Raw genomic sequence first — 20,441 nt, forward strand, 5'->3', positions numbered from 1 at the left:
TTATCGTTTTGGATCATATTGGCGGTCATAGGTTTTATCGGTATACTTACTTTGTTGCAAACACATTCATAACCTGAGGTGAGTATGCTTGTTAAAATCTACAAATCAACGAATCATTCGCGCAACAATGGATTTATTGACTGAAAAGGGCTATCAAAAAACCACAACCAAAGAAATAGCCACAAAAGCGAATGTCAGTGAAGCAACAATTTTCCGCAACTTTAAAAACAAACGCGGCGTTATTGCTGCCATTATGAAAATGAAATCAACGCCGACGAAAACCTTAGAAGCAGAATTTAAAGGGGATTTATACACCGATTTAAAGTTTCTCGGTTCTTATATCCTTGAACATTTAACTTCAAAAAAAGAATTCATTTATATCAGCATGCGAGAACCGGCTATGTTTAAAGATCTGACCAGTCATGAAAAAATTTATCCTCAAGAACTAAGGGAAATGCTGATACAATACTTCAAAAAGATGAGTGCTTTGCATCATGTCTTAAAAGGAAAAGAAGACATTTATGCAGACATTTTCATTAGTACGTATTTCGGTTTTTTTATTCAGCAGCTTGAGCAAGACTTCCAGCTCGTATTAACACAAAAAGATGATTTTATTGAGACATACACACACATTTTCATGAGAGGAATTTCTCCCGCTTAAAGGGTGGAATTCTTCTTTTTTACAAAAGGTGGTATACACATTGAAATTGCAAAAAGAGAATTTGATCATCTATTCTTTGTTACTTGGAGCTATACTAGTTCCGGTCAACTCAACGATGATCGCAGTCGCTTTATCATCCATATCAACTTATTATGATCAATCCATTTCAAACATTACTTGGGTTGTCACGATTTATCTTATTGTCATGGCGGTCACACAGCCTATCGCTGGTAAGTTAGGAGATATATATGGACACCGCCGCATGTATTTAACCGGAGTGACACTCTTTTTAATCGGCTCGATTGGCTGTGCTTTAGCACCTAATCTAGCATTTCTCATCATCTTTCGCTCCATTCAAGCAGCTGGCGGGGCTATTTTAACACCGAATAGCATTGCTTTGATTCGTGCAACAGTCTCACCCGAAAAGCTATCTAAAACAATGGGTTACTTTGGATTTGGTGCTGGTATTGGTGCCGCACTTGGGCCATTTATTGGATCGATTCTCATTCAGAGTTTTGATTGGCATTCCATATTCTTAGTAAATATTCCATTTCTGTTTCTTACACTAGTCACCGGCGTCTTGCTCATTCCAAACATAAAGCATACACGCATACATGCAAGGGTAGATATGATCGGTTCATTGTATTTAACCATAGGCATTGCCACAATCATTCTATGCTCAAAAAGCCAGCTACTAAATGAATATTTAATTTATGGCATTCTAGCATTGATTGTCATTCCTTTATTCTTTAAACATGTACGGAAAGTAAAGAATCCAATTATCGATTTATCCCTATTTAAAAACAGTTCATTTACAAATGCGAATCTGTCGATCATGCTAAGTAATTTTGTGATGTATGCCATCCTTCTCATTATGCCGCTGTTTATGGAACAACAACTTGCGCTTTCTCATACACAAAGCGGTATGATTCTATCGATATTTTCTCTTTGTATGTCTCTTAGCGGTTTATTAGGCGCAAGACTCCATCCAAAAAAAGGCGCGAAAAAAATGATTCGCTTTTCATTTCTCTGCCTTACTTTATCAGGCATCATGTTAATTACACTGAGTCAGTACCCAACCTTACCACTGCTTATCGTGACACTAGTCGCAGGTGGAATTTCATCAGGGATTGGTATGACCAGTATGCAGATGGCTTCTTTAACAGCTGTTGATCAAAGCTTATCTGGTTCGGCATCTGGTATTTTCTCAACCTTTCGATATTTTGGCAGTATCATTTCGTCGACATTGATTGGTATCATGAGTGGTTTCCAATCTTTATTTATTGTATTAATGGGCGCAGGAATCCTTGGCTTCCTTTTATCCCAACGCGTCAAAACGAAATCTACCTCTCCATCATCTGGGCATTCTGCCTAATCACTCCCTGCGCTCTATGGCGATTTAGAGCGGGGGAGTTTTCATTATTTTTATCACTGTAAGCTATAGCTGGCACAGGAATCAAATATTGAAAATCCTTTTTTAAAGATGAAAAAATGCCACATGACTAGACAAAAAAGGAACTTTAAATCGAATTGTCCTCATTCATCCACCTAAAATCTGTTTTTCAACTCTTTCAGCATTGATAACTTCGATTTTTTTTCACAATTTTTGTGGTATGCTTTTTGAAAATAGAGGACGCAAAGGAGCGGAAGAATGGAACGTGTAAAATATGTTGTGATCTATTTATCAGCTCTATTGTTATTCCTGTCAGGCTGTGGAAAAGACCAGCAATTTACTCCACCTGGCAGCTCTCAATCGATCGCGGTCATCTCTCAATTAAAAAAAGCCTCCTTTTCAATAGTTGATTTACAAAAGAATAAAATGATCTCTTCCGTTGATTTAAAACATCCGCTCACTGATCTTATCCAAATCAACAAAGACGTCATCATCGCAACTAGTAAAGAAGGAGAATCGCTTATCGAAATTAATTTAAAAAAAGGTACAGCAACAGATTATATGGATGTGAATAAAGGGCTGACTTCGCTTACATATGATGCAGCTTCTCACACCTTAATTGCAGCAGATTCGCAGAAAAATGTCGTTTATTTTATTGATACGCAGCGTAAAAAAATAAAAGCAACTGTGAAGACCGGAAAGTTACCTTCTTCTATGACACTTTCTCCGTCAGGTACTTTATTTGTTTTAAATGCAGAAAGTCATACTGTCTCTGTTATAGATATTGAGAAGGAAAAACATATACGTACGTTCTCTGTACTTGAACGACCATCTGGTATTCATTTTGATGGACAGTCCATTTGGATCGGTGGTCACGGAAAACCAGGCACCTTAAATAAGAGCATTTTTGCTTACGACCCTCAAACAGGTAAAAAGCAGCGAGAAATAAAACTAGGCGTTATGCCTGTTGCATTCTTTTCAGAGAAAAATTCTTCTACTTTATATGTACTTTGTCATGGAGATCATATGCTATACAAAGTAGATACAGAGAAGAATAAGCAGCTTGCTTCTGTTGAAACTGGTCAAAATCCGAATTATATCACCGCTGATACCACATCAATATATGTGAGTAACTTAGATGACAATTCAGTATCAATTATCGATAAACATACATTCATGATGAAAAATCGACTGAATGTCCCATCAGGACCTTATGCTATCGTGTTGGAGGAAAAGAAATGAAAGAACAAATGCATATTTTAATTGTAGACGATGAGTTCGATATGCTTGAGTTAATCGGATCCTTCTTAAAAAGACAAGGCTTTCACATCATCACAGCTAGTAATGGAATGGATGCCTTACGTCAGCTTGAAAAGGAACCCGTTGACCTTGTAGTACTAGATATCATGATGCCTGATATGGATGGATTTGAAGTCTGCCAGCGTATCAGGCAAACATCTCAAATCCCCATCTTATTCTTAACAGCTAGAAGTTATGAGGAGGATCGAATTAGAGGCCTAGAAATTGGTGCTGATGACTACATCATGAAGCCTTTCAGTCTACGTGAGCTTGCAGCAAGAATTGAAACAACTTTGAGACGAATTAGAGGTCTTTCGCTAAAGCGCAGCCGCATACAGTTTGGTGACATGGAGATTGATCAGGATGGTAGACAAGTCTATATCCATCAGGAGCCCATCAATTTAACTAGAAGAGAATTCGATTTGCTCATGTTTCTTTTACTCAATCAAGGCCAAGTGTTTTCACGAGAACAGCTCTATCAAAAATTGTGGGAATCACATTCTACGAGCGGCTCTTTACGAACAGTCGATACACATATCAAAACGCTGAGACTGAAATTAAAGGGAGCGGAACGGCATATAAAAACCGTTTGGGGTGTCGGCTATAAGTTTGAGGAGGAAGAATGAAGCCTTTATCGATTAAAAAGAAAGTGCTCTTCTTAATCCTTGTAGTGACCGGAATCGTTGCTGCCTCAGCTCTTGCCCTCACCTATTACTTATACCAGCACTTGTATGTTGATAAGCAGATTGATTCCTTAAGTTTACAAGGTAAAAAGCTGGCACAAATTTATCATCAACACGGGAAAGATACGTATTTTACCGATAGAGTAAAATGGGCTAACGACTCGAGTCAGGCGAACATTATTTTTACAGATGACCCAATGGAGCTTTCAAGTGGTCTTCCTTTTGATACGAACACAAATGATAACCTCATTACGTTCAAGGAACGCCAAAAGCTCCTTCAGGGGGAAACCGTCGTGTTGATTAGAGAACACTCACAGTTTCATCAAGATATTCTTGGCATCGCCATCCCTGTTTTCTCAAGCAAAGATGAGCTATCAGGGACAATTTTTCTATCCATGCCCTTATCGGATGTATATGAACCCTTTGTCCAAATCAGATTGACACTTGGCATATCCATTTTGTTAATTCTGCTCCTGATTTTCTTTATCGGATATAAGAGCTCCAATAAAGTCGTTCGGACAATTAATCAAATGAAAGAAATTGCGATGGAAATGGAATCTGGCGATTTTTCAAAACGGATGGCTGTGACCAAAAACGGAGATGAATTAAACCAGCTGAGCCGCTCTTTTAACAAACTGTCTTCTACCCTTGAAAAAGTTGAGCAGCACCGCAGGGAATTTCTTGCGAATGTCTCCCACGAACTTCGGACTCCGCTAAGTTATATGAAAGGATATGCTGAAGGTATTGAAGAAGGGATCATTGATCAAAAAAAAGGAATGCACATCATCCAGGATGAGGCCGCACGTTTAAGCCGACTTGTGCATGATCTTTTAGACCTTGCGCAGCTAGAAGGAGATTCTTATCCACTAACGATGGAGCCAATCGTCTTTGCTCAGCTGATTCATGACGTTCTTGATCAAATGGCATTTATCGCTAATCAAAAGGGCATTTATCTGAAACGGACACTTGATGAGGATTGTATTGTGTATGGCGATAGCGATCGGCTGCAACAAGTGGTTCGTAATTTACTGGACAATGCCATTCATTACACTCCCTCTGGAAAATCGGTCTCGATTGAATTACTAGTTCACCAACATAAAGCTGAATTGAGAGTGACAGATGAGGGCAACGGCATTCCAAAAGAAGACCTTCCACATGTTTCTGAGCGATTTTACCGAGTAAATAAGGCACGTACGAGAAAAGATGGCGGCTCAGGTCTTGGACTAGCTATTGTCTATCAAATCATGAAAAAACATCATGGCACGTTCGATATTCAATCTGAGCCAGGATGCGGTACGACAGCCATCATCCAGCTGCCAAATACTCCAGTCGTTGAAAACCTGCCAACGATATAACCAATTAGATTTTTTAGGTAAGGTCATTCGTTTAATCCAAATATACGCATCAGTCGCCTAAATTTGAACAGCTATTTTCGGCATCTTTTTGATCATCTACTTTTATGCATCAATTCCTTTCAAAAGGATAGTCGATTGCTTTCGTTCAAACAATAAAACTACATTAAAAAAGCGTGCGAGACCTTCTTCAAGAGTCCTGCACGCTTTTAAATTAAACAGCTGTTTCAAACCGCTTTCTATTGATGAAGAAAGAAAGCGTAATGATGAGATAGATACCCATTGTAACCAAGGTTTGGACAATCGGAGTTGTTGATACAACACCGATAAAAATGGCAATGATCGCAATGACAGAAAACCATGTTGTGAAAGGATACAGCTTGACGCGATATCCTCCTGGTGCTGCTACGCTTCGAGACTTTAGATGCCCGACAGCAATAATAAACCAGATGAATAAGACCGTGTAGCTTAAAGATCCCATTAAATAATTAAAGGTTTGACTTCCTACAAAAAGAGAGATTAATACGGCTGCATACAAAGTAGATGTACATACTAGAATCGCTCTGACTGGCACCTGCTGTTTCGACAGCTTCGAAAAGCCCTTCCATATACGGCCATCCATTGCCTGTGTAAATAGTACCCTTGAAGAAGCATACAGACCAGAGTTCATAGAAGACAAGATTGCTAATAGAATAATCCCGTTCATGATATCACTTGCATATGGCACACCAATCGTTGCAAACACCGTGACGAATGGGCTCACTTGTTCATTGTTTACTTGATTCCAAGGAATTAAGCTGACGATGATGAAGAACGGAAGTACATAAAAACCGATGATTCGTACAAATGTACTTTGAATGGCTTTTGGGATGACTTTTTCAGGGTTTTTCGTTTCTGCTAATGTAACCCCAATCATTTCAGTTCCGCCATATGAATACACGACCACCAGCATTGCCGCAATTAAGCCGCCTGTTCCATTCGGAAAAAATCCTCCGTGTTCGGTTAAGTTGGATAATCCCGGTGCTGCATGCTGTCCGAATGAGACAAACAGCATCGTTAACCCAATGATAATAAATAAAAGAATGACAGCAATTTTAATAGAAGCTAACCAGTACTCTGTTTCAGCAAACATTTTGACTGAACAAACATTGATCAATGTCACAACAAGTGAAATGATTAACACAAGTGTCCAAATCGGTACTTGTGGGAACCAGTACTGAATAAAGATTGCAGACACGATCGCTTCTGCTGCAATGTTCAACACCCACATTTTCCAATAGATCCAGTCTAAGAAATAGGCGGGGTATTTGCCTAACACAGGTTCAATTAAATCACGGAATGTTCTAGCGCCAGGTCGTGCAACTGTCATTTCGGCAAGTCCTTGCATAATAAATAATAAAATAAGACCACCAATCATATATGCCAAAATGACAGCAGGACCCGCGATATCAATGGCAGAACTGCTTCCTTTAAACAGACCAGCACCGATGGCACCGCCAAGTGCGAGCATCATGATATGCCTTGACGTCATTGTTCGTTTTAATTGCACATGTTCCTTTTCCATTTTCTATAGCTCCTTTAAATTTGAATCTTCAGACAAATATAAGATAAAAGCATATAAAAAGGCCAGTCATCTCCTTGAAGAGACGACTGACCTTGCAACCGCGTTACCACTCTTATTGACTCAGACATAGCTGAATCCAACTTGAAACCCGATAACGGAGGTCACACGTAAAGACTTACTATTCATTCAGTCTTGCCGCTCCTTGAGCGAGTTCAATGATTCGTTTTACTGCGTTGCACCAACCCGCAGCTCTCTTAGAAAACGGATATTCATTTACTATTCTCAAGTCAAAGCGTTTTATAGTCAATTTGTCTATTTATCAAAGATTTTATTTTTTAAATATACTGACTAACCACACAATTGTCAACAGCCTTTTTCAGACATTTTCTTTTAACGAATCCAAATGGCTACTTCATCCATTGGACGACGCGTTTTGCCGCGCTTTGGCTCAATGACTCGATACCCAAAGGCAGCCATGACAGAGATGTCGTACTGACCATCTTCAAGTAATCCTTCTTCCTCAAGCATACGATGAATTTCATCGTAGCTGAATCCCTCAACAGGGCATGAATCGATGCCGATTTGTGCTGCGGCTGTCATCATATTTCCAAGGGCAATATACGTTTGTTTGGAAGCCCAATCGAAGAGCGTGCGGTTAGTTTCCATCAAATGAAGATCATTCTCTTGGAATTGTTTGTAGCGTTCTTTTACCATCTCAAACGTTTCGTCTGTCATTCCTTTGATTTCCTTGTTGATGTATTCTGCATATGCTGAATCGTACCGGGCGTCTGTTCTTGCCAAAATGATCACAAAATGGCTGGCAGTTGGAAGCTGCTTTTGCGCACCCCATGTATATTCTTTTAATTTCTCTCTAAATGCTTCATTTTGAACGACGAGGAACTTCCAAGGCTCAAATCCGACAGAGCTTGGCGAAAGTCTTCCTGTCTCTAAAATGAACGCAAAGTCATCTTCTGGAATCTTTTTCGCCGGGTCAAACTCTTTTGTCGCATGACGGAATTCATACGCCTCAATGATTTCTTTTTTTAATTGCTCTTTGTCTCGCATGGTATTCATCCTTTCTAGTGAACGATTAGGGTGTGAAGTTTCACCAATCCAATTTCTTTCCATTCCCATATAGAAATTGTTATGATAAGAAAACAAACAACCCGAATGTGTGATGTGATACCTCTATGGTAAAAGAAAAACTTCCTTTGATTCAAGTACGCACATTTTTGTTCGTTAGGTACAATCATGTTCGTTTATCACCCATTTCGCCTTAGAAAGGAGTGTAAAGATGAGTGCACCATCCAATCCAGTCAGTATTGTCAATCATGGCTGTCCCGTTTCCACCACAACGAGTGTAATAGGAGGAAAATGGAAAGGAGTGATCCTTTATCATTTGACTTGCGGTCCAAAACGATACAACGAATTACGCCGGCTTCTGCCAAGGATTTCTCAGCGTGTTCTTACGCTGCAATTGCGCGAGCTAGAACAAGACGGCGTTGTTCACAGAGAAGTCTATGAGGAGGTCCCTCCTCGTGTCGAATATTCACTCACTTCTTTAGGAGATACGTTAAAGCCTATCATCTTCGCTATGCGTGAATGGGGCGAATCCTATGGAAAAGAAGCGCGTCCAAAAGAAAAAAGCTGCCATCTCTAGCAGCTTTTTTTATGATGAAATCGCCGTTGATTCTTGCTGTGGATCATCCTTCACAAACAGGATGCCAAGCTGATGATGCTCCCCTTCGTAAGAAGCGCGTTTCTCAAACCTTGTCTGACCATTCAAGCCAATGATCTCAAGCTTTGTCAGAGCACGATTGGTTTGAAGGGCTTCGTAAAATTCCGAAACGGTTTTGACTTCAATTCCATTCACCTTTGTAATGACTTCTCCGATCTCAAGCTTTAAATCAGCTGCAGGTGTATTCGGAATGATTCCCAGCACCATTAGCCCTTGATTACGCTTAGAGAAGTAGAATGGAGCTGCATTGTCGTTGACTCTCTGTTTCCATGAAAGGAAAGCTCTTCCGGCAATCGCTATCAATACAGCTGCCCATGCAATCGGCGTAAACCAAATACTTGCAGCACCTAGTAAAGCAACAGCGAGTCCAAGCATGAGAATACGCCGTGCCGTAATTTGAATGCTGACAATTGGCAGCGATCCTTGAATCCGCTGCCCGAAACCGATGATGTATGGAATCAAAATAAATGAAAAGCTTTGATCGTGTACTTGAAGCACCGGCCACCATGGCAGAGAAGAAGTAAATTCGCCTGCCGGCATCAGCAAAACAAGCGGTAAAAGCCACAGACGGTTTGCCCGCTGCTGTCCAATCAAAAGTCCTCTCGCACTCATCACCATTGCAGGCGATGTTCGTAAATGCGCCGTTCGATAGGCTAGAATCCCCTCGGTCATTAATAAAAGACCTAGCAGAATAACAACGGCTGATGTATTCATCATTGAGAGCTGCGGCAGCCATGAATGGCTCACTTGGAAATACATGAGTCCAAGTGCCGCAATAAAGCTGAAACCGAGTGTGTATGCAGACGAAAGCGCACTCGCCTTAAAGAATAAAGAGCAAACAATGGTCATCGCTGCAATCAGCACGATGAATCCAGGCGGGAGGGCAATCCCTAAGCCTACTGAAATGACGGATAGGCAAATCCCTAGAATCCATCCCTTTGAATATGTAAATTTAAGTTCATCGTATACATCTTCTATTCTTGTTTGAAACGCTTTTCTCTCCCGCTTTACGCGGATGTAGCCATGTAACAGGCTGATTAATATCATGAAATAAAAAAGAGGGTGGATTAAAAACAGACCGACCGCTTTTAATCCAGCTCCCATCCACTCCGAGCTCATTATCGTTCACCGCCCAAGTCAAGCATTTTCTCTTATTCTATCAAATAAATCGATGCTTGACACCAGGTTTATTTCTCCTGATTCATCCAAAGTGTGACATTCGACAGTGAAAAATCTTTTAAGTAGTGATTGACATCTACATCTAGTATGCCGCCGAGCAGCTGCATCGACCTCTTGATGTCGGTTAAGTTTATACCAAGTCTCTTATGATTATCCATTAAATAATTGAAGTATATCTCAGCACAGTCTTCATCGATTTCGTCGACTGATTCTACCGTTGTGTAATTGACCAAGTACCTGCTTAACAGCATGAGCAGACTTAATGCCTTTGTAGCGGAAAACGTCACATCTTTCGTACGACTCTTAAGCTCCTCTACCAACTCGTAATATTTTTTCTCTCTCACAATACTTGCCCTTTTCAATTGTGTACCCCCATTTACTAGTTCTTTTAAGAAAAGCGCAAACCTCGGTACAGCTTAATGCTCAAGCTGAATATCCGCAAAAAATAAAATATTTAAAATGAGTGCTACTTTATATTGTAAGAATTATTTATGTAACATACAACTTTCAAAAGTTTCATTTTCATGACATGTTTAAATCAACAGAAAGTCTCTTATATAAATATGTTATCGGGTAAAATCGAAGGAATGTTATGTTTTTTGTAAAATAAATGAATATATTTCTCGATATAATTTATTTTTAAGAATAAACTATTACATGTTTGTGACACTTATGAACCAAAAAAAAGAGGCATTTATTCGCCTCTTTATTTTTTAAGATATAGTGCTTTTAGTGCAGTCTGCAGTTGAAGATCATTTTTTTCATAGGATTTCACTTCATCCACCATTTTGTTCATCATTTTCGCTGTCTTCAGATCAATTACACCTGATTTGTTGAGATTGTATGTGCTTTGGAAGGCTAATACCGCCTTTTTCGTTTCTTCATCAAAGTAGCCGTCTACTCTGCCGGGGTCGAATGACAAGCCCTTTAATAGCGTCTGTGCTTGTCTCACTTCTTCATTGTTCATATCAAGCTGAAGTGGTTCTTTCAGCTGAAGCGGTCCTACAGTAAAGTAATCTGGCTGATGAATCGCAATCGTCGGTACGACACCTTTTTTGTGAATCCAATTTCCTTTTGGCGTGAGCCATTTATACAGCGTTAATTTAATGTTACTGCCGTCACCCATTGGAACCGCCTGCTGCACAGTACCTTTCCCAAAGGAGACATCACCGACGACTTCATATTTTCCGGCTTCTTTCATAGCACCAGCGAGTATTTCAGAAGCGGATGCACTGCCTTTATCAATTAAGACATTAACTGGGTAAGGCTTCTGTTCTTTCCGCTTTGAAAAATAGCGTTTCCTGTCGCCGTTCCGTTCTGCAATTTGAATATAAGGCTGATCTTTTGTAATAAAATGCTTCAAAATGTCTTCTACACTTTGCAGATAGCCGCCAGGGTTTCCTCTCACATCAAGCACAAGACCTTCTATGCCCTTTTTCTCGAGCTGTTTCAGGCTTGATGTGAAATCCTTCGCAGTATCTTCTGAAAAGCTTGAGATCGCGATATAGCCTGTTTTATGACCATTTACCTCTTTCACAGAGGAAGTCACGGTTTCAAGTGGGATTTCTTCTCGTTTGATATGGAATGTTAACTCTTTTTCAATCCCATTTCGTCTGATTTTCAGAGCGACGGATGTTCCTTTTTTCCCTCTTATTTTCAGTACAGCATCGTTTAAGCTTTTTTCTTTCATCGACTCACCATCAATGCTGATGATTTCATCTTTCGGCTTTAGACCTGCTTTTGCTGCAGGGGATTTTTTAAAGGCAGAGACGATAATGATTTTTCCTTCATCCATCCCCACTTCTGCCCCAATTCCCTCAAAAGAAGAATCAAGCGAATCAGAAAATTGCTTGGCGGTTTGCTTGTCCATGTATACTGAATACGGATCATTTAAAGTTGAAAGCATTCCTTGAATGGCGCCTTCAAGCAGCTTTTGGCGATCCACTTCCTCTACATATTCATTCGAAATAAGGTCATAGGCTTTCTCAATTTTCTCCATCCCATTCTCTTTCGCCTTATCACTTGATTGAGCTTGTCCAGCCATTGCAGCAGCTGCTTGCGGTGACTCCGCATGAGTTCCCTCTTTATGCGTCATCACCCCTGCACTGATTAATAGAACGACACTTGCCATAATAGATGCGATTTGTTTTTTCATATTTGGCCTCCTTCTTCAACTCTTCCTGATGACCTGAGTTATTATATGCCAGAAGAAGGGATTTCATGTAAAGACATTCTGCTGCGAAGGCTTGACTAATTATTTTATTAGGTGTAATTTTTATTTTGTTATGATCGAGAAGGAGTCTTCGCTATGTATATTATATTGACGATGCTATTATTAGGAATTTTATTAGGATTTGTAGGAGCAGGCGGTGCTGGTTTTGTCATCGCATTGCTTACGTTAATTTTTGATATCCCTATCCATACCGCACTTGGGACATCTTTAGCCGCAATGGCATTTACGACGTTATCAGGTGCATACAGCCACTACAGGGAAGGGAATATTCAGCTGAAATCTGGTTTGATTGTCGGAGCTTTGGCTTGTGTGGCTTCCTTTGCAGGAGCTAAGATTGCTCCTTTTATTCCAGAAGGAAATCTGCACTATTTAACAGCTGGCATGCTCTTTTTATCCGCTGTGTTTATGATGATCAAATTATTTGTTCTGAAGGAAGAAGCTGAGCAGCAGCCGCTTTCTTCACGTCAGTTGCTCATAAGGGGTATTATTTTAGGACTTGTATCCGGATTGCTATCAGGTATGTTTGGTATCGGGTCCGCACCATTTATCCAAGTAGGACTTTTGATTTTACTGAGGCTTTCCATTCGACAGGCAGTTGGTACGACGATGCTTGTCATTATTCCAATTTCCATCGGTGGTGGAATTGGATATATTACAGAGGGCTATGTTGATTTTATCTTGCTCATTCAAATTTTAATCGGAACAGTATTAGGTGCATATATTGGCGCAAAATTTACACGCCTTGCACCGAAGCTTTTATTGAAATCGGCTGTACTGTTAACACCTATTATTGCCGGTTTACTGCTGTTATTTTAATTTTATTTAGAATAAGAAAAGCCGATAACATGATGTTATCGGCTTTTTGATTAGCGAATATATTGCGCTGGATTGACTGCATTTGATTTTGCGCCATTCCATAATCCTTTATGAATTTCAAAATGGAGATGCTGACCATGTGACTGGCCTGTATTACCCATATATCCAAGGAATTGTCCTTGCTCGACTCTCTGCCCTGTGGACACACTTCTTGTAGATAAGTGGGCATATACCGTTTGATAGGTCTGTCCATTGATATTATGCGTAATGAATATCACATTCCCGTAGCTCGATGAGTAGCTTGAGTTCGTGACTGTTCCAGATGCAGCTGCGACGACAGATACTGTGCCTTTTGCTGCAATATCTAATCCGAAGTGGTTTCCGCCAGAACGTCCGCCAAAGCCAGATGAGAATCGGCCAGCAGCTGGTTTAATAAAGCCTGAGCTGCTTGCTGGTGTATCAGATACTTGATCTGAACCGCCACTTTGAGGTGTAGGTGCACTTTTTTCAGCAGCTGCTTGTTCTGCTTTCTTTGCTTCTTCCTTTTGGCGGCGTGCTTCCTCAGACTTCACAGCCGCTTTTTGGTTCGCTAAAATTTCTTGTTCATTTTCAAGTTTGCCTAATTCATCATGGGCATGGTTCTTTTTATCTGTTACATTCCCTAAGATTTTTTCTTTTTCTTTTTGCTGTTTAGACAAATCCTTTTTCAACTCTTCTAGCTCTTTCAGAGTTGTTTCAAGTCCACTTAGCTGATTATTTAGCTCTGCTTCTTTTTGCTCCACCAGCTTTAAATCATTTTCATGTTCTGTAATCATGTCTTTGTCTGCTTCAACAATGGTTGTAACAGCTCCAACACGACCGACAAAATCACTAAAGCTGCGAGCACCCAGCAGCACATCTAAATAGTTGATCGTACCGCCGCTTTTTTGCATCGAACGAATTCGATCTTTGAAAATAGCTTTTCTTTTTTCAATTCGATCATTGATGACTTGAATGTCTTTTTTTAGTTTCTTGATCTCTTGCTTCGTTTGTTTGACTTCTTTTTCTTTTTCTGCGACTTTTTCAGTTGCAGCACTTACCTTGTGGTCAATCTTTTCAATTTCTTTTTTGAGCTTGGATTCTTTCTTTTCAAGCTTAGCCAGCTCTGATTTCTTTTTCTTCAAAGTTGATTCAGTCTTTGATGTTTTCTCTTCGATTTGTTGACGTTTTTGATCTAGGTCTTCGTATGCGAATGCACGATTCTCGTTCCCTGGAATATATAGCCACGTTGTTCCAATAAACGCTGCCATTCCAGCCATCATCAGCTTTCTTTTCAAAACGATATTCCCCTCCTATGACAACTGCCTGCATGAAGAGTCGACCGGATGAATCGGTTCAACCGGTCACACCTTCTATCAAACTCTCGAGTGCTGCCATCAAAAATAGATTTATACTTTTAAGAATTTACGGATGGACGTCAAGCTTCCCCATACACCAATGATTGCACCGATCAAAAGAAGGACCAGTGAAACTTGATAGACAAACGGGTTATATGGAAGCATGGAAATAAATGAGCCTTGTACTCTCGGTGCCACCCAGCCCACTGCATATTGATATGTGCCAAGCAGTAGAGCAATCGGTATAATGGAACCAAATACACCAAGCAGTAATCCTTCAATGAAGAATGGCCAGCGGATAAACCAGTTCGTTGCACCTACGAGCTTCATAATCTCGATTTCTTTACGTCTAGCAAAAATCGTAATTTTGATCGTATTAGAGATCAAGAACATGGCTGTAAATAAAAGCCCAATAATGAGCGCAATCCCTACATTCCGCGCCACTCCAACCACATTAAAGAGTCGGCTGACTTCTTCTTTTCCGTAGGTTACTTTATACGTACCTTTGAGGTTTTCTAATTTCTTCGCTACTTTTGGTGTATCGTGTGGATCTGATGTTTTCACAATAAACGCATCGTTTAATGGGTTTTCTTGATCAACAAGTCCCATGGATTGTCCATTTTCACCAAAGCTTTTAATCAGCGCTTTTAGTTCGTCATCTTTAGATGAGTACTTGACATCACTGATTTCAGGAATCTTATCAATTTCTGCTTTTAATTCATCCTGCTGCTTTTGATTCGCCGTTAATTCGATTAACACTTTTACTTCTACTTCTTTTTCAGCGTTCGATGCCATGTTGTTCAAGTTGAGCATAATCACAAGAAAAACCCCAACTAAAATTAATGTGACAGTGACCGCACTAATTGATGCAAATGTCATCCACGTGTTTCTTCCAAGTGAACGGAAGCTCTCACGTAAATGCCGCGAGAGAGTTTTAATCATAAATGCCGTACTCCCCTCTTGCTTCGTCACGCACAATCATTCCATCTTCGATTGCGATGACGCGTTTCTTCATGCTGTTTACAATCTCTTTGTTATGTGTCGCCATGACGACTGTTGTTCCTCGGTTATTAATCTCTTCGAGTGTCTTCATGATTTCCCAAGATGTGTCTGGATCAAGGTTTCCTGTCGGCTCGTCTGCAATGACTACCTCAGGACTATTCACGATCGAACGAGCGATAGATACACGCTGCTGCTCACCGCCAGACAGCTGGTCAGGAAATTGTCGTGCTTTGTGCTTGAGCTGTACCAAATCAAGTACATCCAGCACTTTTTTCTTAATGATATGAGGCTGTTCCCCAATGACTTCAAGAGCAAATGCCACGTTCTCAAACACTGTGAGGGTTGGAAGCAGTTTGAAATCTTGGAATACTACGCCAATTTCTCTTCTTAAGTAAGGGATTTCTTTTTCCTTAATCGAGCCTAAATCTTTGCTATTAATTAAGATTTTCCCTTTGGTTGGCTTCTCTTCACGATACATCATTTTGATGAAAGTGGATTTACCAGCACCACTGGGACCAACAACATACACAAACTCTCCTGGGTGGATAGAGACATTGATTCCATTGATCGCCTTTACACCGTTAGAATAGATCTTGTAGACTTCCTTCATTTCAATCATGTAATCACCTAATCTTTTCTTATTGCTGACTAACAGCTTATCATGATGTTTTGACACTTATCGTCAAAAAACGTTATGTATGGTCACGCACATACCCTTCGATACGTACAAGCAATTTATGTCCTTTTCATCCAAAAAGATGAAAAAATTGAATCGTCTAAATTTCAACAACTCCAATTATACGTCATGAATCGACGCAATGGTATTACATTTATATTTCAAAACTTATCGTTAAAAGGTAAAAACAACATTTAAAACCGAAAAACATGTCTTTTTACCCTTATTTTTTAAATAAAACTTAATATAATACGTTTTCATACTATCCAAAAGTCTTTTTCTACATATAAAAACAAAAAAACCTTGTCGATTAGACAAAGGTTTTATTTTTTCTCTGCAAGCCATTTTGCTACTTCTTTTGCTTGCTTCTCATCTACCATTCCGCTTGGCATAGAGCCTTTACCATTCTGTGCAATATCTGCAATTTGGCTTTCATTATATTTCTTTCCTACTTCTTTCAGGCTTGGTCCGCCTCCGCCAGATAGGTCTTTCCCATGACAGCCAATACAGTTTTGCTGATAAATTTCCTCACCACTGCTCACAGTTGAAGCACTTTTGCTGCCTTCTTTGTCACTGTCACTGCTGCTTGAATTTCCTCCACAAGCCGCAAGAACAAGAATCATCGCTGCAAACAGCATCATTAATCCGCTCTTTTGCATCAATTTCCCTCCCTTACAATCATTTGGTCAACGCTATTATATCCTTGTTTACGCCCTTTTAAAACCCTCACCAAGCACCTCTTTTGCATCCATTACGATGACAAATGCTGATGCATCGATTGCTTTCACCACTTGTTTCAACTTTGTGAATTGTGACTGTCCAACGACACACATTAGAATTGGACGGTCATGATCGGTATATCCTCCGACTGCTGAGATTTTTGTGACACCACGGTCAATTTGATCAAAAACTGCCTGTCTGACTTCATCCTCATGCCCTGTAATGATCATCGCCATTTTCGAATGACTGAAGCCGGCCTGTACGACATCAATCGTTTTACTTGAAATAAACACACCAATGACAGCGTACAGTCCCTCTTCAATCCCAAAAACAGTCATCGCAGCCAGAACGATTAGGCCATCCATCATTGCTAAACAGGTACCAAGCGTGAGGCCTGTATATTTATTGATGATTTTGGCAGCGAGCGCCGTTCCACCTGTTGATCCGTTTCCAAGGAACACGAGCCCTATGCCGATCCCAATCACCACTCCGCCAAAAATAGCTGCTAAGAGTGCTTCATGTGTCACAGGTGCAATATGCCTTGTGACAAACACCATCAAAGGTAAGAAAATAGAGCCAACGAGCGTTTTCACGCCAAATGTACCGCCTAATAAATAAAAGCCAGCGATAAACAGCGGAATGTTGAGCCCCCACTGCACATATGCCGCCTCAAAGCCGAATGACTGCATAATCGTACTAATCCCGCTCACACCACCTGCGGCAATCTGATTCGGTAATAATAACGTATTAAATCCAATCGCCACAATGGCTGATCCAATTAAAATGAACAAGTAATTCTTTGCTTCAATCCATAATTGTGAATGTCCCTGCTTCATGTCTGTCTTCCTCCGTTACTTCTGAATGCACACCTATTTTAAGCCCTCCAATTATGAATGTAAATAACAGCCAAATGCAGTGCTAATGGATTAATACTTTATCACACAAACGGATCAGCGTGCTTGCCGTTTGGCATAGGAGCAAATGATGGTATATTTAATATGTACATGAGAAAGAAGGGACATGCGATGAAGAAAATACTGAAGATCACAGGCATTTCATTACTTGCACTGATCATTTTGGCTTTTGGTGCTTTCTATACATGGAGCCGCTTTACATACGGACCATCTGCCGCTTTAAAAAAGCAAGTGAACATCGAGCAAGTGGAACATAAAAACGACGTATATACATTTGCATCAACTAAAAGCGATACGGGCATCATTCTCTATCCAGGAGCAAAGGTAGAACCACTTTCGTACGCCTATATTGGGAATGAATTGATGAAAAAAGGCTATTCTGTCTTTATCCCTGACATGCCATTTTCGTTTGCGATTTTTAATACAAATAAAGCACAAGGTATCATAAAAGATCATCAAACGATCAAACACTGGTATATTGGCGGTCATTCACTAGGCGGAACAGCCGCCGCTATGTTTGCAGAAAGAAATCAGCGCAAACTCGACGGTCTTTTTTTTCTCGCGTCTTATCCAGCTTCAGATGAGCTAAAATCATCCTCCTTGAACGTCCTCTCTATATCAGGTGAAAAGGATGGACTTGCGACACAAGAGAAAATCAAGCAATCGAAAACAAATTTGCCGTCTCAAACCGTTTATCATGAAATAAAAGGCGGGAACCATGCTCAGTTTGGCATGTACGGTAAACAAAAAGGTGATCAGCCAGCGGACATTCCAGCCCTCACACAGCAAAAGGATATCGTTCAGACGATGCTTGGATGGCTAAAACCAGCAAAAAAGCTCCATAAAGAAGACAAAGGGCTAAAATAAAGATCATTTTAACCCTTTGTCAACAATCTAAAGCTTCCGTAATGGGGGCTTTTCATTTTCACTTTTTCGTCGCTTCTAAAAACTCTTCAGCGTCTTCTACAGCGAGGCTAATGGCTTCCTCCCAAAAGTCTTTTTGGGTAAGATCGACACCTAAGTGCTTAAAGGCCAAATCTTCTACTGACATTGAAGCTGTGTCCTTTAATAATGCAATGTACTTTTCTTCAAACGAAGTACCAGCCTGCAAGGCCTTTGCATAAATTCCTAGTGAGAACATGTAGCCGAATGTGTACGGGAAATTATAAAACGGTACACCTGTGATATGGAAATGTAGCTTAGACGCCCAGAAATGCGGATGGTATTCATCTAAAGAGTCACCAAAGGCTTCTTTCTGCGCTTCTACCATCAGCTCATTCAACCGATCCGCCGGCACTTCTCCTTGCTTACGCTCTTCATAAAAACGCTGTTCAAATAAGAACCGAGATTGAATGTTCATGAAAAATGCTACACTCCGCTGCAGCTTATCCTCTAACAAGCTGAGGCGCTCCTCTTCATTTGCCGCTTCTTTCAATGAAGCATCAGCCACAATCATTTCTGCGAATGTCGACGCCGTTTCAGCTACATTCATCGCATATTTGCGATTAAGAATGCGAACATCCTGCATCACTTCCTGATGGAACGAATGACCAAGCTCATGCGCAAGTGTCGCCACATTGGATGGACTGCCTGAGAAGGTCATAAAAATGCGGGACTCTCCGCTGTCAGGGAAATTTGTACAAAAACCGCCTACTCGTTTGTTCGGGCGATCCTCAGCTTCTACCCAACGCTCATTAAAGGCCTTTTCTGTAAAAGCAGCAAGCTCTTCTCCAAATCCAGCGAAATGCTTCACAATAAAAGCAGCTGCTTCCTGATACGGATAAGTCTTGGTCTCACTGCCAATAGGAGCCCCAACATCAAACCAGCTTAGCTTATCCACTCCAAGCATGTCAGCCTTTCGATGTAAATAATCAATGAATGGCTGCTTATGTTCATCAATCACAGACCACATGGCATCAAGGGTTTCTTGTTTCATCCGGCAAATATCAAGCGGCTCTTTTAAAATATGATCCCAGCCTCTTGCTTCATATACTTGCAAACGAAAACCTGCCAAATGATTGAGCGTACTTGCAAATAGATGTTCGTCCTGCGTCCATGCATGCTCTAGGTTATGATAAACAGCCTTTCTGACTTCACGGTCTGAATCATCCATCGCATTTTCCGCTTGGCCGACAGAGATCATCTGCGTTTCACCATGTTGTTCAAACGGAATCGTAATCTTATTCACTAAGCTAGAATAAAGCTCATCCCACGCATGGTAGCCATCTACGGCTAACTTTTGAATCAATGTTTCTTGTTCAACAGGCAATTGATCCTTCACGCGTTCTCTGCGTTCATTTAATATGTAGCGAACATCTGAAAAGGCCTCTGAATTCATGAGATCCTTCCATTTTCCAGGAGAGATGGCAGCAAGCGCCTGATCAAACAGCGCAAGAATGGTACCTAAATCAGCTTCCAGCTTAGCAATCGTACCTCGAAGACTGCCAGCCTTCATATCCTTTGTATTTTGAGATTGAAGACAGGAAACAAATGAACCTGCTTGAGACAGTTTTTTATATGTGGTTTCATACGTGTCAAGGACAGACGTTAATTTGCTTTCAATGTGTGTATCTTCTTTTGAAAAGGCATCGACCTTTTGTCGTAATTCATCTAATAGCTGCTGAATGTGTTGCAAGTATGTTTTAAATTCTGGTGAAGCGCTGCCTCCTTTAAAAAAGGCATCTAAATCCCACGTCTCTTGTAATGTTGTTAATCCCAAAATATTTCCCCCTTTATTTGCTAATTTCATCATACAAAGGATATAGAGTCAGTATGGCGTATGTATTCCTTTATATTCATTATATTTTCTCACAATAAAAAAAACCCGGCAAGAAG

General features: G+C 40.4%; 19 protein-coding genes and 1 other annotated feature. Of the genes, 8 read left to right on the plus strand and 11 right to left on the minus strand.

Translation table 11 applies throughout. The annotated features are described in order from the left end of the window. The first annotated feature begins 88 nt into the window (after positions 1 to 88). The 5 genes from MHB79_RS16110 (at position 89) to MHB79_RS16130 (ending at position 5,391) form a co-directional block, all read left to right on the plus strand. A complete protein-coding gene (locus MHB79_RS16110) occupies positions 89 to 661 on the plus strand; it encodes a TetR/AcrR family transcriptional regulator (protein ID WP_050944304.1) in 573 nt (190 codons plus the stop codon). 40 nt (positions 662 to 701) lie between these two features. Continuing rightward, complete coding sequence (locus MHB79_RS16115; RefSeq protein ID WP_050944306.1) at positions 702 to 2,036, plus strand: MFS transporter; 1,335 nt, start codon at positions 702 to 704, stop codon at positions 2,034 to 2,036. A gap of 276 nt (positions 2,037 to 2,312) precedes the next feature. Beyond that, a complete protein-coding gene (locus MHB79_RS16120) occupies positions 2,313 to 3,296 on the plus strand; it encodes a YncE family protein (protein ID WP_335365207.1) in 984 nt (327 codons plus the stop codon). After that, entirely contained in the window at positions 3,293 to 3,979 is a 687-nt protein-coding gene (locus MHB79_RS16125; RefSeq protein ID WP_050944310.1) for a response regulator transcription factor, read from the plus strand. The genes MHB79_RS16120 and MHB79_RS16125 overlap by 4 nt, the downstream gene beginning before the upstream one ends. Continuing rightward, positions 3,976 to 5,391 carry a HAMP domain-containing sensor histidine kinase gene (locus MHB79_RS16130; protein ID WP_106032161.1) on the plus strand — a complete coding sequence of 472 codons (1,416 nt, stop codon included), beginning with the start codon at positions 3,976 to 3,978 and terminating at the stop codon, positions 5,389 to 5,391. Before MHB79_RS16125 ends, MHB79_RS16130 begins: the two co-directional genes overlap by 4 nt. Before the next feature lie 211 nt (positions 5,392 to 5,602). On the opposite strand, the gene MHB79_RS16135 is transcribed toward MHB79_RS16130, so the two are convergent. Next, on the minus strand, positions 5,603 to 6,952 hold the full coding sequence (locus MHB79_RS16135) for an amino acid permease (RefSeq protein WP_003212968.1): 1,350 nt from the start codon (positions 6,950 to 6,952) through the stop codon (positions 5,603 to 5,605). Between the two features lie 75 nt (positions 6,953 to 7,027). Continuing rightward, positions 7,028 to 7,252, minus strand: a binding site (T-box leader). Between the two features lie 90 nt (positions 7,253 to 7,342). Beyond that, entirely contained in the window at positions 7,343 to 8,017 is a 675-nt protein-coding gene (locus MHB79_RS16140; RefSeq protein ID WP_106032160.1) for an NAD(P)H-dependent oxidoreductase, read from the minus strand. Between the two features lie 229 nt (positions 8,018 to 8,246). Between MHB79_RS16140 and MHB79_RS16145 the strand changes: the two genes are divergently transcribed. Continuing rightward, positions 8,247 to 8,612: a winged helix-turn-helix transcriptional regulator gene (locus MHB79_RS16145; protein WP_050944318.1), complete on the plus strand. Its 366-nt coding sequence runs from the start codon at positions 8,247 to 8,249 to the stop codon at positions 8,610 to 8,612. Between the two features lie 9 nt (positions 8,613 to 8,621). Here MHB79_RS16145 and MHB79_RS16150 read toward each other — a convergent pair whose 3' ends face one another. From MHB79_RS16150 to ctpB, 3 genes are all read right to left on the minus strand, one after another. After that, positions 8,622 to 9,809, minus strand: coding sequence for a PDZ domain-containing protein (locus MHB79_RS16150; RefSeq protein ID WP_226804174.1), 1,188 nt, complete (start codon positions 9,807 to 9,809; stop codon positions 8,622 to 8,624). 68 nt (positions 9,810 to 9,877) lie between these two features. Next, on the minus strand, positions 9,878 to 10,231 hold the full coding sequence (locus tag MHB79_RS16155; protein ID WP_007500014.1) for a swarming motility protein SwrAA: 354 nt from the start codon (positions 10,229 to 10,231) through the stop codon (positions 9,878 to 9,880). Between the two features lie 344 nt (positions 10,232 to 10,575). After that, positions 10,576 to 12,024, minus strand: a complete 1,449-nt coding sequence (ctpB, locus tag MHB79_RS16160) for a carboxy-terminal processing protease CtpB (protein ID WP_212045582.1) — start codon at positions 12,022 to 12,024, stop codon at positions 10,576 to 10,578. Between the two features lie 153 nt (positions 12,025 to 12,177). Here ctpB and MHB79_RS16165 point away from each other — a divergent pair, with 153 nt between their 5' ends. Continuing rightward, on the plus strand, positions 12,178 to 12,918 hold the full coding sequence (locus MHB79_RS16165) for a sulfite exporter TauE/SafE family protein (RefSeq protein WP_003213751.1): 741 nt from the start codon (positions 12,178 to 12,180) through the stop codon (positions 12,916 to 12,918). Between the two features lie 50 nt (positions 12,919 to 12,968). On the opposite strand, the gene MHB79_RS16170 is transcribed toward MHB79_RS16165, so the two are convergent. The 5 genes from MHB79_RS16170 to MHB79_RS16190 form a co-directional block, all read right to left on the minus strand. After that, positions 12,969 to 14,234 carry a murein hydrolase activator EnvC family protein gene (locus MHB79_RS16170; RefSeq protein WP_226804176.1) on the minus strand — a complete coding sequence of 422 codons (1,266 nt, stop codon included), beginning with the start codon at positions 14,232 to 14,234 and terminating at the stop codon, positions 12,969 to 12,971. A gap of 111 nt (positions 14,235 to 14,345) precedes the next feature. Further along, on the minus strand, positions 14,346 to 15,236 hold the full coding sequence (gene ftsX / locus MHB79_RS16175) for a permease-like cell division protein FtsX (RefSeq protein WP_034620145.1): 891 nt from the start codon (positions 15,234 to 15,236) through the stop codon (positions 14,346 to 14,348). Next, entirely contained in the window at positions 15,229 to 15,915 is a 687-nt protein-coding gene (gene ftsE / locus MHB79_RS16180) for a cell division ATP-binding protein FtsE (RefSeq protein WP_003213646.1), read from the minus strand. Before ftsE ends, ftsX begins: the two co-directional genes overlap by 8 nt. 380 nt (positions 15,916 to 16,295) lie before the next feature. Then, entirely contained in the window at positions 16,296 to 16,631 is a 336-nt protein-coding gene (gene cccB / locus MHB79_RS16185; protein ID WP_003212771.1) for a cytochrome c551, read from the minus strand. A gap of 48 nt (positions 16,632 to 16,679) precedes the next feature. Further along, entirely contained in the window at positions 16,680 to 17,528 is an 849-nt protein-coding gene (locus MHB79_RS16190; RefSeq protein WP_003212797.1) for a YitT family protein, read from the minus strand. 189 nt (positions 17,529 to 17,717) lie between these two features. Between MHB79_RS16190 and MHB79_RS16195 the strand changes: the two genes are divergently transcribed. Beyond that, positions 17,718 to 18,473 (plus strand): alpha/beta family hydrolase, encoded by a 756-nt coding sequence (locus tag MHB79_RS16195; RefSeq protein WP_340990217.1) that lies wholly within the window; start codon positions 17,718 to 17,720, stop codon positions 18,471 to 18,473. Positions 18,474 to 18,531: 58 nt separating this feature from the next. Here the strand turns inward: MHB79_RS16195 and MHB79_RS16200 are convergent, their stop codons facing one another. After that, positions 18,532 to 20,325 (minus strand): M3 family oligoendopeptidase, encoded by a 1,794-nt coding sequence (locus MHB79_RS16200; RefSeq protein WP_340990219.1) that lies wholly within the window; start codon positions 20,323 to 20,325, stop codon positions 18,532 to 18,534. Between the last annotated feature and the right edge of the window lie 116 nt (positions 20,326 to 20,441).

The sequence above is a fragment of the Bacillus sp. FSL M7-0558 genome (assembly GCF_038003245.1).
In the GTDB taxonomy this organism is placed as follows: domain Bacteria; phylum Bacillota; class Bacilli; order Bacillales; family Bacillaceae; genus Bacillus; species Bacillus pumilus.

What these genes read in the sequence shown, in the direction of transcription:
- MHB79_RS16120 (WP_335365207.1), top strand. Translation starts at nt 2,313, where the DNA reads ATGGAACGTGTAAAATATGTTGTGATCTATTTATCAGCTCTATTGTTA.
- ftsE (WP_003213646.1), bottom strand. Translation starts at nt 15,915, where the DNA reads ATGATTGAAATGAAGGAAGTCTACAAGATCTATTCTAACGGTGTAAAG.
- MHB79_RS16135 (WP_003212968.1), bottom strand. Translation starts at nt 6,952, where the DNA reads ATGGAAAAGGAACATGTGCAATTAAAACGAACAATGACGTCAAGGCAT.
- MHB79_RS16130 (WP_106032161.1), top strand. Translation starts at nt 3,976, where the DNA reads ATGAAGCCTTTATCGATTAAAAAGAAAGTGCTCTTCTTAATCCTTGTA.
- MHB79_RS16190 (WP_003212797.1), bottom strand. Translation starts at nt 17,528, where the DNA reads ATGAAGCAGGGACATTCACAATTATGGATTGAAGCAAAGAATTACTTG.
- cccB (WP_003212771.1), bottom strand. Translation starts at nt 16,631, where the DNA reads ATGCAAAAGAGCGGATTAATGATGCTGTTTGCAGCGATGATTCTTGTT.
- MHB79_RS16165 (WP_003213751.1), top strand. Translation starts at nt 12,178, where the DNA reads ATGTATATTATATTGACGATGCTATTATTAGGAATTTTATTAGGATTT.
- MHB79_RS16150 (WP_226804174.1), bottom strand. Translation starts at nt 9,809, where the DNA reads ATGAGCTCGGAGTGGATGGGAGCTGGATTAAAAGCGGTCGGTCTGTTT.
- MHB79_RS16125 (WP_050944310.1), top strand. Translation starts at nt 3,293, where the DNA reads ATGAAAGAACAAATGCATATTTTAATTGTAGACGATGAGTTCGATATG.
- MHB79_RS16140 (WP_106032160.1), bottom strand. Translation starts at nt 8,017, where the DNA reads ATGCGAGACAAAGAGCAATTAAAAAAAGAAATCATTGAGGCGTATGAA.
- ctpB (WP_212045582.1), bottom strand. Translation starts at nt 12,024, where the DNA reads ATGAAAAAACAAATCGCATCTATTATGGCAAGTGTCGTTCTATTAATC.
- ftsX (WP_034620145.1), bottom strand. Translation starts at nt 15,236, where the DNA reads ATGATTAAAACTCTCTCGCGGCATTTACGTGAGAGCTTCCGTTCACTT.
- MHB79_RS16195 (WP_340990217.1), top strand. Translation starts at nt 17,718, where the DNA reads ATGAAGAAAATACTGAAGATCACAGGCATTTCATTACTTGCACTGATC.
- MHB79_RS16145 (WP_050944318.1), top strand. Translation starts at nt 8,247, where the DNA reads ATGAGTGCACCATCCAATCCAGTCAGTATTGTCAATCATGGCTGTCCC.